This is a genomic window from Microvirga splendida (assembly GCF_016427565.1).
Classification (GTDB): domain Bacteria; phylum Pseudomonadota; class Alphaproteobacteria; order Rhizobiales; family Beijerinckiaceae; genus Microvirga; species Microvirga splendida.
Window position 1 is genome coordinate 1 of sequence record NZ_JAELXT010000058.1, and the last position, 14,248, is coordinate 14,248.

Annotated in this window: 10 protein-coding genes and 1 pseudogene; 7 read left to right on the forward strand and 4 right to left on the reverse strand. The window is 51.8% G+C overall.

The features are described 5' to 3' along the window. The 3 genes from JAO75_RS24710 to JAO75_RS25425 all read right to left on the reverse strand — a co-directional run. The coding region (locus JAO75_RS24710) for a hypothetical protein (RefSeq protein WP_210340389.1) at positions 1–246 on the reverse strand (246 nt) is incomplete at its 3' end. Between the two features lie 165 nt (positions 247–411). After that, positions 412–1,680 (reverse strand): glycosyltransferase family 4 protein, encoded by a 1,269-nt coding sequence (locus JAO75_RS24435; RefSeq protein ID WP_199051810.1) that lies wholly within the window; start codon positions 1,678–1,680, stop codon positions 412–414. Between the two features lie 130 nt (positions 1,681–1,810). Continuing rightward, on the reverse strand, positions 1,811–3,133 hold the full coding sequence (locus tag JAO75_RS25425) for a sugar transferase (protein ID WP_199051811.1): 1,323 nt from the start codon (positions 3,131–3,133) through the stop codon (positions 1,811–1,813). Positions 3,134–3,548: 415 nt separating this feature from the next. Between JAO75_RS25425 and JAO75_RS24445 the strand changes: the two genes are divergently transcribed. From JAO75_RS24445 to JAO75_RS24460, 4 genes are all read left to right on the forward strand, one after another. Next, a complete protein-coding gene (locus JAO75_RS24445) occupies positions 3,549–3,710 on the forward strand; it encodes a hypothetical protein (RefSeq protein ID WP_199051812.1) in 162 nt (53 codons plus the stop codon). A gap of 709 nt (positions 3,711–4,419) precedes the next feature. After that, the gene (locus JAO75_RS24450; RefSeq protein WP_199051813.1) at positions 4,420–6,267 is read left to right on the forward strand and encodes a polysaccharide biosynthesis tyrosine autokinase; all 1,848 of its coding nucleotides are present in this window, start codon (positions 4,420–4,422) and stop codon (positions 6,265–6,267) included. 13 nt (positions 6,268–6,280) lie between these two features. Then, positions 6,281–7,585, forward strand: coding sequence for a polysaccharide biosynthesis/export family protein (locus JAO75_RS24455; RefSeq protein WP_199051814.1), 1,305 nt, complete (start codon positions 6,281–6,283; stop codon positions 7,583–7,585). Between the two features lie 279 nt (positions 7,586–7,864). After that, on the forward strand, positions 7,865–8,710 hold the full coding sequence (locus tag JAO75_RS24460) for an ATP-grasp fold amidoligase family protein (protein ID WP_199051815.1): 846 nt from the start codon (positions 7,865–7,867) through the stop codon (positions 8,708–8,710). An 84-nt stretch (positions 8,711–8,794) separates the two neighbouring features. Here the strand turns inward: JAO75_RS24460 and JAO75_RS24465 are convergent, their stop codons facing one another. Further along, positions 8,795–10,411, reverse strand: a complete 1,617-nt coding sequence (locus tag JAO75_RS24465; protein WP_199051816.1) for a lipopolysaccharide biosynthesis protein — start codon at positions 10,409–10,411, stop codon at positions 8,795–8,797. A gap of 460 nt (positions 10,412–10,871) precedes the next feature. On the opposite strand from JAO75_RS24465, the gene JAO75_RS25430 reads away from it, so the two are divergent. The 3 genes and pseudogenes from JAO75_RS25430 to JAO75_RS25135 form a co-directional block, all read left to right on the forward strand. Continuing rightward, entirely contained in the window at positions 10,872–12,011 is a 1,140-nt protein-coding gene (locus tag JAO75_RS25430; RefSeq protein WP_199051817.1) for a glycosyltransferase, read from the forward strand. Between the two features lie 185 nt (positions 12,012–12,196). After that, the gene (locus tag JAO75_RS24475; RefSeq protein WP_199051818.1) at positions 12,197–13,462 is read left to right on the forward strand and encodes an O-antigen ligase family protein; all 1,266 of its coding nucleotides are present in this window, start codon (positions 12,197–12,199) and stop codon (positions 13,460–13,462) included. 134 nt (positions 13,463–13,596) lie between these two features. Then, positions 13,597–13,915, forward strand: a pseudogene (locus JAO75_RS25135) (transposase); the annotation flags it as partial. Positions 13,916–14,248: the final 333 nt, after the last annotated feature.

Below are 14,248 nucleotides of genomic sequence, written 5' to 3' on the forward strand. Positions count from 1 at the left end.
TTCCGAGAGGTTGCGATTAGTCATTGGCAGCAAGCTCAGATCCATTTCCTCATTTGATGAGCGCTCATCTTTATACAATCCGGAGGTTTCCTGAACGCGAGCATTCGGCCCTATCCGAGATGTAAGTGTCGCTTGCGTCCCAGGGTGAATACTTCCAGAGGTGCTCGACTGAGAATCGTAGAGGATAAAACTCAATACTGCTAGGCCGCCCAGAGCTAAAACGTAGTAGTGGAACTTACTCACCATTCCTACTCCTGAAACATGGTCTACATAGCTTCCTCTGACCCCAGTAGAAATAGTGCAATGATCCCTAGCAGTTCCTGATCTTGTATCCGCTGCTTGGAGCCGAAAGCAGTATCCTTGGCCCCAATTTAACAAATCCTAGAGAAGTCAAGGCAACTCGTATTTCGCTTAGGCCAGATCTCTCTCTCCGACAGATTCAACTTTCTTTACAGCGGAATTGGCATTAGAAAACTGAGTGCTCAGAAGCACACATTCCAGTTGTCGCGCCAGAACATCACGTGAAAACCGCTCTTCGGCTATGCGACGTGCATTCTTTCCAAATTCCCTGAGAGCATCAGGATGATCCCGCATCCAGATGACTTTATCGGCGAAATCAATTGGGTCATCCGGTTTTATAAAGACGCCCGTTTTATCTCTCACCGCAATACTCTCGAGCCAACCTGGCATATTCGTAAGCACTGGCTTGCCGGCAGCCAGCGCATCGAACATCTTGTTAGGTGAAGAGGTCTGCAGGACGGGGGCATTTTTAAATATAGTCATACAAACGTCGACCCCGGCTAGGAACTTTGCCATCTCATCTTTTGGTGTTGGGCCGGTAAATAGTACATTGTCCAGTCCTTCGTCCCTTGCTCGCTTCTCCAGATATGGGCGCTCCATTCCATCACCATGTAGAAGGAACCGGATGTCAGTGACTTCTCGAGCCTTTAATTCAGCTGCAGCGTCTAAGACAAAGTTCAGACCATTCGCTAGGCCCATTGTCCCAAAGTATGCCAGTGTAAAGTAGCTGTTGAGGCCATACTTTTCCCTTACTTCACTTCCATCCGCATCCGGTTGAAACAGATCAATATCTGCTGCATTGGGTATGATTGTAACCTTTGATGCAGATACGCCAGTGCCTGCTATTCCGTCGCGCATTCCAGGCGACAGAGCCACGATATGACGAGACCGGGCGTAGGCAAACCGCTCTAGACGCCGCGCAAGCCACTTCGCCATCGGGTTTGTTAAGACGTTTAGTTGAATTGCCCCTTCCGGCCATAGGTCGCGCACCTCAAACACAAATGGAATGTTTCGATACCACGACGCGAAGATTCCAGGGACTGCGATTGTTAAAGGGCCGCTTGTAGCAATTACTACGTCCGCCTCGATCTCTACCGCCTTTCGTGATGCCCTGATTGCAAAGCGAAAGAACGCCTTAACCCTCTTCTTGAAGTCCATCTTGTTGGAGTATGGAACTGGCAACCAGTGAACGCGAATACCGTCTTCTTCGGTTTCAAACCAGTCCAGGTGTGCGTGTCCTTGGTCATAGGTGTAAGACGTCACCATGTCTACTTGGTGGCCCATTGCTACAAGCCGCCGCGCAAATTCATAAGATCTGTTCCCCGCGATACCAACCATGCTCCGTGTAAAGAAGTATTGGTGAAGGTAAACAATTCTCATCGGCGATTGCGCCTTTCCAGCCCAGATGGGCTCAACTCACCTAAATGCCTATGTTAGATTCTGGTACGATCAGAAGTGTCTATACAAGGGAGGTAATTCCGCATGGATGGCGGTGGATACGAGATGCATATCATCGTGCGTTCCAGCCTCTCACGACAACCCAGATCGTTGCAATTGCAATCTCGATATCAAGGGCAGGTCCAAACTCTTTGATGTAGAAGAGATCGTAACTAGTCTTGGCCTGCGTTTCTTCGAGCGTTGAAGCATAGCCATAATTTACTTGAGCCCAACCGGAGAGCCCGGGTTGAACCTCGTGCCGTAGGTCATAGTAGGGTATCACTTGCCTATATTTGGCAACTAACTGCGGCTGTTCTGGGCGAGGGCCAATCAGGCTCATGTCACCTTTCAAAACATTGAGGAGTTGTGGCAGTTCGTCGATCCTGAAGCGTCTCAGAACCTTGCCTAACGGAGTGACCCTCAGGTCTCCCTTCTCCGTTGCGCTCTGATTTTGTCCCGGACACTGAGCGCACATTGTGCGGAGCTTATACATTCGGAACACATTCCCGCCTTTACCTATGCGATCCTGAACAAAGATTATTGGCCGTCCCATGCTAATGAGAACTGCTGTCGCGGCCAGAGCAATTATTGGAGTGATAATAGGAGCCATCAGCAAGATAATTGTAATGTCTATGAACCGTTTAAAGGCGATGTAGCCGCTGCTCCTATAACGTCTTTGAAGTGTGAGGTCCGGTTCAACGTCCGTCGGCAATAGGGAGGCCGTTCTCTGAACGACGTAGTTTGATATATGACGGACTTCACACCCCGTGAGCGCGGCTGAAGAAACAAAGCGCGACCATTCAGGTGGTAGCGGAACAGCGAAGTCGATTAGAAGGACGTCATATTGCTGCGCAGAGAATATCGCTGGACCAGTCACGATATCGACGCCTCGGCCTAGGCGATTTAGATGCTCAGGCGACATGCCATATGCAACAGCTGCGACTCGTTCAGGTCGTGCGAGCCTACACAGGAGATCGATGAACAGACTACAAGTGAGTACAGCAATAAATGAGAAAGGTAATAGTGAGAGCGTGATATTTTGATGAAGGCTCGCCGCAAAGGCGAACCAGACGTAGTGAACAAGGAAGCTAAAATTAAAGGGCAGCAGCAGGCGCGAATAAGAGCGAACCTCTGATAGTGCTGCGATTGTCGCTGTCCCAAAAAGAGATGCGGTAATAGCCGCTATCATGACTGCCGATAGACCAACCCCAGCCTGATTGGTCTCGAGAGTATGTCGCAAGATAGCAGCGAGAGCTCCGGCACCAACCAAGCCAATTAGAGTCGCCAGGGAAAAACCGGCTACTAGCTGCAGTGGCCTTTGAGTGGTTGCTTGAAGAAAGCTAAACTCACCGTTCTTGGTAACTTCGTTGCCAGGAATTTTATAACCAGTCGCCACAGTATCCCTCCCGGCATGGCAGCTCAGCAAGCTCTGACGATGTTCATCGGCTCTCGCGAGCTTCGTTCTTCAAGCAATTGGCTGGCGCTAATTATGCAGTTTGGCTCCTATTAGCTCGCATGCTCAAAGGTGCTCCCTGATTGCTTTTGAGAAGTAGCCCTGACGTGACGATTTGTAATGTTAGAGCAACGGTAGTTCTGAGGGATTCGTGGAGCTATCCGGCCTAGCTGCTTCGTGACTCACTTCTCCTAGCTGAAGCAGTCCCTGAGCAGCCCTCATCCCAGGATGGGTAAGCAATGACCAAGCCCTACTTGCTGGATTCACGGCGCCGAGTGGCGCGCTTTGTTGAGGCAGGCCCACTCCTGCCATGAGGCAGCCCGGAAGTTTGAGGTCTCGGTCGCATTTGGTCCGGCTCATGACAGCTTATCGGGCTACCGCTAGCTTGGCGCCCGATCCGGGGGGGGGCTGGCGCTCCTCCTACCTCGATCCCTATCGCGAATTCTTCATCCGCCCCGTGACCAGGAAGGGCGACCTCACCATACCGCAGCTCGCGACCGAGCTGCTGGCCGGCGAATAAGGGCGCTCAGAGGTGCGCCAAGCGTGCATGCAGCAGGAGTTGCATCGGTTCCTGCATCGCCTCATGGCACTTCGGGTCTCACTGAGACCGGCACCTCGACCAGGACGACGCACTTGCGCGACCGCTGTCCTAAAGGGCAGCGTCTCTAGTACGTCAGGGTGTCAGCTAATCATTGGCTGAGCCAGACCTTCATCACCCACCGCGCGCCGCAACTATCTCACCGCGGTCGGTGATGGATTCGTCTGAACGCCCACTGCTCTAGAAGCTGAGCATTGTACGCAGGGCGGCTGATATCGCGTATTTCCGGATTGTGCTCCTGCTGCCTTTAGGTGGCTGCTGCCTAATGGACTAAGATCAAGCGGAGCGGTGAAGAGCGTTCGAGACACCCTGTGTCGGGTAGTTTGGGCAAGCTGCGCTTCAAAGCAACCCATTTGCCCCCTGTGATACTCCAGACGAGTTAATGAACTTCGCGTCAACCGGTGAAAAGATGAACAGCCTGGTTCGAAGTGTGCAGATCTCGGACTGAAGGCATGCTTCGAGCCATGGGAGAGCCGTGTTTCGTCGCCGCCGAAACTCGAGCAAGAACGACAGAGAATAGCTTCTCGCCATACTCTGGGCCGGGGCAGGGTGAGGTACTGAAGAAGCTACAACCCTGCAGAGATAACTAGAATGAGAAGGGCCGTGGATCAAACGTCGGGCTGTGAATGAGATGAAGAGTAACCTAATCTTCAAGGACGGACCTGCCCATCAATCCGCTCTAGAACCGGATTGCGACGTTGGCGGCGCCAACACACAGTTCCAGAAGTTTTCTTCTAAAAATCACTCCAGCCAAGTCCGTTCGGGTAGGCAGTGGCAGAGGCGGAAAAGAGTATCGGTCGAAGAGCCAATTCTCGCCGCAACGCTCTCAAACCTCAGAGGATTGTTTCGTCGCCATACTGTGTTGATCGTTTCGATTATTCTCTTGACCTCAGGCATAGCCGGAATCGGCGTCAGCAGAATGAAGACATACTACACGGCAACATCATCGGTGATACTCGACCAGAGAGATATGCGTCCGTTGGACAACAGCGCGCAAAGGCAAAGTAACTTGCCTCCGCTAAACCCAGACGGAGAAGTAGAACTTCTAAAATCCAGCAATGTGGCTCTTCGCGTTGTGCAGAGGTTAAGATTGATGGAGGATCCCGAATTCGTTCCGCCTCCAGGACAGCTCTCAAAGCTTATCTCAGCCATTCAGGCTATGTTTCCTGTTGAACCAGTCGAAGGTGAGCATGCTCAGTCGGCGACAGCCCCATCTTCCATGTCGCCTGCAGCAGAGCAGAACATCATCGGTGACGAGGCATCTGATGCAGTGTCTAACGAGGCTACCGTAGCACTCCGGAATCTCATTTCGAACACAGAAATTAGACGCTTAGGGTTGTCAGATATCATCTCAATAAAAGCATATGCGCTTAGCCCGAAACGCGCTGCCCAAATCGCAAACGCTTATGCAGAAGCATATCTGGAAGAGCAGATGGCTCCCAAACTGCGAGGAATAGAGCGTGCTGAGCGCACCTTGTCTCGTCAGTTGGAACAATTAGATCGGGAACTTAAGCGCTCTGAGATTCAAATCGGTCTTCGACAACTCTACCAAGATACGCTGCTGCGCCTGCAGGGCTTATCGCAGCAGCGCTATGCAGTCACGCCTGATGCCCGGATAGGCTCTTTGGCACCTATGCCAGATGCGACGGCCCGAACGGGCCTTCCGCTCGATAAGTTCGTTGGGATGCTCGGGGCTATTCTCGCAAGTTTTAGCTTGGCCCTTGGAATCGCTTACGTGCGTGACACGCACACACGTCGTGTGCAAACAGAAGAGGAAATTGAAAAGCTCTCAGGAGTACCTAATCTCGCGTCAATTCCAGCCATCAGAACAATAGGATTTCTTGGCGGCAAGGATCCAGTCGACGAAATAGTCGAACGGCGAACGTCTGCCTATTCGGATGCAATTCGGAGGCTGTACTTCAACCTTCAGCTCTTAGCGGAAGGAAAACCGCAATTAGGATCCCTGCTGGTTACATCGACTGAACAGAGCGAGGGGAAGACAACCTTGGCCTTATCTCTGGCTCGCACGGCAGCTCGTGGTGGAGCGAGAGTACTGCTCATCGATTGTGACATACACAATCCAAATTTGCATAACCTCCTCGGCCTGCACAACGAAATCGGCTTCGTTGACCTTCTCACGGGGATCTGTGACGAGAGAAGGATCATCCAAGAGGATCCCAAGTCGTCGTGCGCAATCATGACGAGTGGAGATATAAGAGATATCGCGTCCGAATGGCTGTTCCAACCAAATAGACTGCGGAGCGCGCTCCTCAAACTTGAAGAGATTTTTGACTTAGTTATTCTCGATGCACAAGCCGTTAAGATTAGCGCTGATCCTTTGATGTTAGCGAACTGCTCCACTCTGACGATATTCACCGTACGCGCTGGATGGGCAAACCCAACCGACATCCAATCCAGCATTCATCAACTTCATTCGGTCAAAGATTCGGATTTCATCACCGTTCTAACCTTCGTATGAAAATGAGGAATGCATGCTCACTTCAATACGAATATCTCTGCATCTCACTAGTGGTTTACTCGGAAGTAGGACTGCTCTGAACCCAGTGGAAGCTGATGAAAATACGCTGGGGTACAAGCTACTCCGTGTGTTCTTGATCGCGCTCTTTCTTCTCACATCCACAATGCAAAGCGAGGGCGCTCCGTATCGAGTTGACAGTGGCGACGTCATCGAGGTTTCTGTCTTTCGAAGAGATGATCTACGCCATCGAATCACCGTAGATGCTGACGGTAATATATGGGTCCCCCTTGTAGGCGAAATTCATGTCGCAGGAATGACTCTGCCGGATCTTCGAACGAAGGTGAGGGAGCTTCTGGCCGCCAGCGATGCTGTCCGGCTGGCGGATATCACCATTGATCTTCTTGAGTATCGCCCATTCTACATTTATGGAAGCGTTCCGAAGGCTGGGGCCTATCCGTATCGACCCAGGATCACAGTGCGCCATGCCATTGCTCTTGCTGGCGGTATTGGCAATGGGGCCAGCGGCGTCATATCACCAGGTGCAAGTGCAGAGCTTCGCGGCCGTCACGCGGAATACTTGGGCGACCTCATGAGGTACAAGGTCAAGGTCGCAGGCCTTCAAGCAGAGTTGGCCGGAAAGACCGATATTGAGCTAAAGGGCTTTGATCCAAAACTGCTGACGCGTCCCGATGTTGCAGAGATTATTTCTCTTGAGAGAGAGCGCCTCAAGTCACGTCAGACCGAAAGGGTAAAAGAACGGCAATACGTGGTCACCGCTATCAAGCTCGTCGATGCACAGGTAGCAGCTCTCGAGCGCGGGCAGGCGGCCGATGAAGAAGCAACAAAGATAGCAGTGGAGGAGTACCAAAGAGTCATGGAGCTCAACCGGAAGGGACTGGCACCCACCTCCCGTGTGACGGATGAGCAGCAAGCCGCGGTCTTGTTTAAGATTAGGGAGCGGGATACTGCCGGACGGCTCGCTCTGGCCCGTCAGACACGCGAAGAACTACTGTGGCGACTGGAAAAGGCGGACGAACAGAAGGCGAAGATACCTGATGAGTTGCAAGTGGCGACAGCCGCACTAAGCGTGGCGCAAGCGAGGTTCAAGGCTGTAAGTGAGCAGCTTTCAATGTCCAATGATGTCAGCGTGCAACTCGACAGCGCGGACAGTAGCAACCTGGAAGTTTCTATATTCCGTTCACATGCCGGTGGGGCTCAGACCAAAATTGCGGCAACGGAAGAAACCGAGATCGAAGCTGGAGATGTAGTTGAGGTAAAGATGAAAATCGGTTGGTCATACCCCGTGCCGGGGAATTAAGCCTTAACCCGTCGTTCTAGATGTTGGGCATTCGGCATAAGTGACGTCCGCGTACATCCAAGAAGTTCTCCCGCGCGCCGAGTTGCTAAAGCGACCGCAGCGAAGCAACATCATTCGCTTGCTCCCGGCAGCACCTCTATGGATCAACTGTCGATACAGCGGATTTAGTGGTGCATTGCCAAAAAGAGTTGCTATCACTTACAGGCCAATGCTTTCCAGACCTTAGAACTCGCGATCCGGCATGCTGCTTTCGTTCAGTCGCAATCATCGGGAGGGACAATGATAAAGGCAACTTATCATAGGATCATTGATCGAATGCCGATAGGTGTGCGGGTGGGAGTGTTGTACTTCAGAGAGCATGGCTCATTTCCACACCTCAGCTCTCCGAGAAAATTCACTGAAGTGGTTCAGAACCGAAAGGTATATGAGCGAGATCGTCGCTTACCGAAGTTCGCCGATAAGGTGATTGTCAAGGACTACGTTAGACAGATGCTTGGCGCAGAATGGATTATCCCGACGCTATGGCATGGACCGGAGCTTCCGCCTCGGGAGGAGCGTTCATGGCCGCTTCCGTTTGTGCTAAAGGCTAACCACGCGAGCGGGGAGAATGCATTTATTCGGTCCGAGAGTGACCTGAGTTGGGATTATCTGGAAGAGCTTGCAAAAACTTGGCTCCAAGAGACCTATGGACACCGCTTGGGCGAGTGGCATTACAGCGAGATCAAGCCCCAGTTGCTTGTTGAGCCTTACCTTGGCGAACTCAGCGTTTTGCCAATTGATTACAAACTATGGACCTTCCACGGTCGCGTCCAACTCATTCAAGTGGATACCGGCCGGGCAACCGAACATAAACGTTGCTTCTATTCTCGCGACTGGATCAAGCAGCCCTTTGGCTATGCATACCCGATTGAGCCTTCTGCGATTGAACGACCTGCAACTCTCGATGCTATGATACAAGGAGCGGAGAAACTTGCGGCCGGATTAGAATTTGTGCGCGTTGATTTTTATGAAATCAACCAGCGCCCTCTCTTCGGGGAGATGACCTTCTATCCGGATTCGGGAACCGGGAAGTTCACTGATGACAGGATAGATTACAGGCTAGGGCAGCTCTGGCTAGACCAGTAGTGAGACTCAGATCGCTTCTCGCCATCGACCTAGCACTGAAGCCGGATCATAATGAGTGTCAAGCACAAGTCTGAACGGCATCGGCTAATCATGGAGCCTTCGCGGGAGCAGCCCCCACAGCATCGTACGATCATCTCGATTAAGGAATATGATGATCGATATCACTCCATAGGATGCTGCAATCGTGAACGCTAGCATGCCGAGTTCTAACCAGGTCCCTGGCCACCAGAACTCCGACGCCAGCCTGCCGACGACCGTGATGCCTAATGTACCAAGCATACCAAAGGTAAGTGGCACAAAGAATGCCCACCACTTAAGCCCCATTACGCTCGCACTGTAGCTTGATAGTAGCAAGACATTCCTGACCGTCCATACGATTGCAGAGGCGGCAGCAACTCCAGCTGCTCCCCATCCCCCCCAATAGGCGAGCGACACCGCCAAGGCTAGATTGCCAACGCCGAGGCCTAGCGCAAGAAGCGCTTGTACCTTGACGCGGTTATATGCGGTCAGAACATAAACCAGGGGCCGAACAGCCAAATTCACCGATAGATGGCCAACGAGCAGAATCAAGATTAGATCAAGGTCGGCGAACTCGGGTCCAAGCCAGAGCGTCAGGAGCGGGCGCCCCAATCCGCACAATAGTCCCACTGGCAGCGCTAGCCCAAGTCCTAGAAGCTTGACTGAGCGGATGGCGATCCGTTTCAATCCCTCTATATCACTCACCGCATAACGGGCCATGATCGCTGGACTGAGGACTGATACAAGGGTTTCAGTCATTGTCAGGATCAAAGTGACAAAAAGCATGACCGATCCGTAGCGGCCGGTCATTTCGGCGCCAAAGAAAGTATTGATCACGAGAAGATCGATCTGCCACAGCAGCATATTTCCGATCTGATTGACAGACGCCCACCCGCCCAATCCAAGCAGTGCTTGAACCTTGCATCGATCAACCTTGTAGGGGTTGATACTGAGCTGCGGCGTCAATGCTTTCCAGATGATAACGTCTCCGACTAGGTTCACGCATGCGGAAATAATGAAGGCGACCGCTACCCACCAGAGGCTTGGGGAAAGCATGCTAAAACAGAGAACAACAATGCCTGTTCTCGTCAGCTGAGAGGTTAGGAGTACGATATTACGGAGATCAAAACGATGCTTGATGAGGCTGGAGACCCCGAAATTGCCACTTACCACGGAAAAAAGAAGTGTAATGACAATACTGGCGAACAGAAACTGTGTCTCCAGCTCCATCCCGGGCGGAATATCGAACAGTGCCGGATAATAATATGTTAAGGCTGCAGCTGGAATTAGGAGGGCGGCACAGGCGGTTATGGAAAGTGCAAGTGCTGTATTGAACGTTCGATTTGCGTCTTCCTGTTTGCCTTGATTTAAGTCTATTGCGAGGAAGCGACTAATTGAAACATCAAGGCTGGCGGAAACAATCGAAGCGTAAATCACCAAGGAGTTAGCCAGTAGGATCATTCCATACGCAGCAGCACCGAGATTGCGCATCAGAAAGGGGACATACCAAAGCATCAGCAATGTGCTCACGACCACAGAAGCCACATTCGTGCTGACATTCACGATAAAGCGACTTTTAGCACTGTCTTGGCTCGGTAGTTTTGACGGTGAGCTGGTCACATCAACGGTATCGGAGGAGACCGTGTTTTCTGATTTCAGCTTGCTTTGCGTAGTGTGCTTCATGGCAGAAGTGCAGGCCCCTGGACCAAGTGCGAATAGCTCATGTATCGACCTATAGAGCCAATCCTAGTAGCCAATTTTCTCTTTGACAGTCATTGTGGCGTAGCACTTGTAAGTGCCAAATCCTCACCCTGCGTGCGCTAAGAAATTGTACGCTTCAGCCTAGGAAAAGTGCAGAATTTCTCCGTCGCAGATCACTTTTGAGTTTTCAGCACAACAAAGGTAGCGCTTCCTGATTGGAGACTTAGTTTGATTATATCACCTTTTTATCGATTGCATGCACATGCCCGCTCCTGAACAGCATTAGATCAGCTACCGAACAGATTTCAGCTACTCGATTTTGGACTACCTCCTCTGCTCTACCCGATGAGCGCAATTCCCCCACACCGGCCCCCGTGTACAGATATCTTGGACGGTAGGGTGAGAGCGGATGCCTTCGCGATAGGGCGCTGAGGAACAATTAGTGCGGTGTTGCTTCTTTTCTCCAGGATACAAGTCACTTGAGGTACTCTCTGGCGACACACGTTCCACAGGTGGAGCCGAAGCGCAGATTGCCTATCTTGCGGCAACTCTGGTGCATTTGGGTCATGATACCAGCCTGATTTACGGAGAAGGGCAGGGGCGAGCTGAACAGCAGAAAGTAGCTGATGTCACCTGCATCAATGCAGCTCCTTTGTGGCGGCGTCCGTCGAGCGTAATGAGGTTTTGGCAGGTGCTTGACTCCCTATCGCCCGACCTTCTTTATGCTCGGCTGCCAAGTGACTTTCTCTGGATGATGGGCCTGTTTGCTAAGTACCGTCAGCACACAAAATTTCTGTATGCTATTGCTGACGATCGTCATTGCAATCCGTGGCAGGTCTATCGTGATGTTCCCAATACATGGTTTCATGGAGCCGCCTATGCACTCGGATTGCGGAGTGCTGATGTCATTGCTATTCAGCATGGAGGACAGCTGTCACTCGTCAGCGAACACTTGCAGAAGCGATTGGTTCACGTTCCCAATTTAGTACGCTCGTTCCATGAAGCTCCTCGTGTCTATGAAAAGACGATCTATGACGGCATATGGATCGCCACAATGCGCCCAGAAAAGCAGGTCGAGGAATTTCTGGCACTGGCTCAGGCTAACCCCGATCTTCGTTTTGCAATAGTTGGGGGGTTTTTCTCGGATCTAAGCGTAGAATACAACAGAGCTTTAGAAGGGAGAATACGAAGTCTCGGAAACATTGAGTACCTAGGGCCACGCCGCGCACCCGAAGTTCTAGACCTCCTTTCGCAAAGCAAAGTCCTGGTCAATACATCATTGGCCGAGGGCTTTCCGAATACTATGCTCGAAGCATGGAGCGTCGGGGTACCTGTAGTGTCATTGTCAGTGGATCCCGGCGGAGTTATTCACCGGGAGAAGATTGGGCTTGTCAGCGGTACCAGTGTCGATCTGCAACGTGACGTTCGCTTGCTCGCATGCACGGAAGAGCTCAATCGTAAACTAGGGGATTGTGGACTGAACTACGTACGACGGCAACATAGTCTGGACGCAGTTCTCAAAGCCTTCGCCTGCGTGCTCTCAGGTAGTGAATTCACGTCCCCTGCATCTGACATGCCATGAAGCACGGAGGAGAAGTTGGAATGGTGCGATTTCTCTCAAAGCGATACTCTATAGGCAGTCTCGCTTTCCACATGTCAGCGTTTCTGTTGTCAGTATCGGCTGGCGCTACAATGCTAGTATGGAGGAGTCCACTCACTCCAGTGTTCATAGGAGGTTTCGTTCTCGCAGCAGTAGCGATCTTACGGATGATCCAGCATCCATTGGCGGCCCTGTATGTCGCTCTCTTCCTCTGCTTGATGCCTTTCAAATTTGGCTTTGACTACATTTATGATCCCGTCAGGAATCTGGCGCTTGCCTTAGCGCTCGGTGCATGGCTTCTACAAGTCGCACATCGGAAGGATAAGATTGTCTGGAACGGAACGTGCGGGCTTATTGTCCTTTATATGGCCTGGGCTTGCGTCACGTTGATCTGGGCGCCCGATCTAGTCGAGAGCCGCAGGAAACTTGTGGCATATGGCATGGGGCTGATCCTCCTGCTGCTCGTATGTAATCAAATCAGATCTAAGAGCGCACTTGACGGACTGATGCGCGTTCTTGCGATCGTCGGGTGGATCATGGTGGCTGCGGGGGTCTACACGATCGTCTTCACCGGCGTGCAATCCGGCGAGAGATTGAAGGTTTTCGAGGTCAATGAGAACCAGTTCGGAACTTTCCTGATCCTGATGCTTCCCGGAGTAATTTGGCCCGTTTTGTGCAGGCGAGGGCGCATGCGTAGCATCTACATGCTGCTGAGCGTCATCTATATCTTATGCACAATAATGCTTGTGGCCCTCAGCGGCTCACGTGGAAGTGCTATCTCGCTGGTGCTCGTCTTGCTTGCATTCTGGTTCTGGAGACCGTTACGTCCCTGGGGAGCAGTTGGGGCAGCAGTGGTGTGTACCATGCTATTTGCTGCTCCTTTCCTCCTAGGAACACTCCAGTCACGTTTCGAGACAAAGGAAGGAGGGGATCTGGGAGGCAGAGTTGTCCTGTGGCAAGCCAGCGTGTTGCTGATTCAGGATCACCCGTGGTCCGGCGTAGGTGTCGGTAATGGGCCGCAAGAACTGCATTGGTATGTCATGTCGTTGAAAGACGACCAAGATCCGAAACGGGTTCTGCCAAGCCATAATCCACTTCTCGAAGTCGGTGTTGAAACTGGCATTACCGGAATGGCTATCTACCTGGGCATACTGGCGAGTGCATTATGGCGCTTTTTCATGTTTCGTAGCCGTCGGCATATGCAAAGAGGCGAGCTTTCTGCATACTTTCCGCTCATCCTAGGGACATCGGTTGGCTATCTCGCAACCTGGATCAAAGGAGGCGGGATGGAGGTGAACCTTTCTTATTTCTTATTGCTCGCACTGCTGTTGATTCCCTCGCATCTTTTGCAGAGCCGCAGCGTGGATATCGAGCAATCAAATACGACAGAGGCAGATGATCAGGTCGACATGTATTCGGCCGTCTTAAGGTAGCCCCGGGGCTTTCTTTCGCCCGAAACCATCTGCTTCATGCCCCTCTTGCATATTGAGAGATAAATTTCGGTTCTTCTGCGCAAGTGCCCGTTGAGTTCTGAATGTACGCATTCAATCCCGCCATCGCCTTCTAGATCACACCAGGCTCGGCGCACGAACTGCCGCAAGCCGTCCCTGTGCTAGAGCAGCTACCCGATGTTCCAATTTTGTTGTGCCCAATCGCGGCTACAGCAGTCGGGCCTTTCGCAAATCTGTCTGGCGCATGGGAGCGAAGGCGGCCGCAGCGGCATGAGGCAGCCGTCACCGGGCCCCGATTGTGTGTATAATAACTGCAATGTGGTCGAGCGTCTCTGGGGCTCGGCTCAAGGAGCGTCGAGGCGTCGCCGCTGGCTACGAGAAGACCGCCTCATCGTTCATGGGTTTTCTCTCTGCCTCGCCGCAGTTCTCGACTAGTTCAAGCGCTAACAGAATCTAAAACATCTGCTCGTCCATGGAGGTGTAGATTACGCTGATCAGCCTCGGAGGGCATTACGTAGCGTAATATACTCTTGTGGATCTCCGCACGGTGGCGTGAAACGAACCCGTTGAATCTTGATGATTCAATCCAGCGATGTGCCGCGAAACCACAGATTCCCCCGCGGCTTTCATTGTTTCTAAAAATTTGAATAGCACATTTTCGTCACAATGCTCTGTCAAGCGTGCCGGGCGTTGCGAGGCATAATTTAAAGATTTAATCTTCGCACGCATTTAAAACAAAATGAATATTTTCGCATTAGGGGTAACATG

Coding starts and splice junctions, on each gene's coding strand:
- JAO75_RS24435 (WP_199051810.1), bottom strand. CDS start 1,680: ATGAGAATTGTTTACCTTCACCAATACTTCTTTACACGGAGCATGGTT.
- JAO75_RS24445 (WP_199051812.1), top strand. CDS start 3,549: ATGACAGCTTATCGGGCTACCGCTAGCTTGGCGCCCGATCCGGGGGGG.
- JAO75_RS24450 (WP_199051813.1), top strand. CDS start 4,420: ATGAAGAGTAACCTAATCTTCAAGGACGGACCTGCCCATCAATCCGCT.
- JAO75_RS24455 (WP_199051814.1), top strand. CDS start 6,281: ATGCTCACTTCAATACGAATATCTCTGCATCTCACTAGTGGTTTACTC.
- JAO75_RS24460 (WP_199051815.1), top strand. CDS start 7,865: ATGATAAAGGCAACTTATCATAGGATCATTGATCGAATGCCGATAGGT.
- JAO75_RS24465 (WP_199051816.1), bottom strand. CDS start 10,411: ATGAAGCACACTACGCAAAGCAAGCTGAAATCAGAAAACACGGTCTCC.
- JAO75_RS24475 (WP_199051818.1), top strand. CDS start 12,197: ATGATCCAGCATCCATTGGCGGCCCTGTATGTCGCTCTCTTCCTCTGC.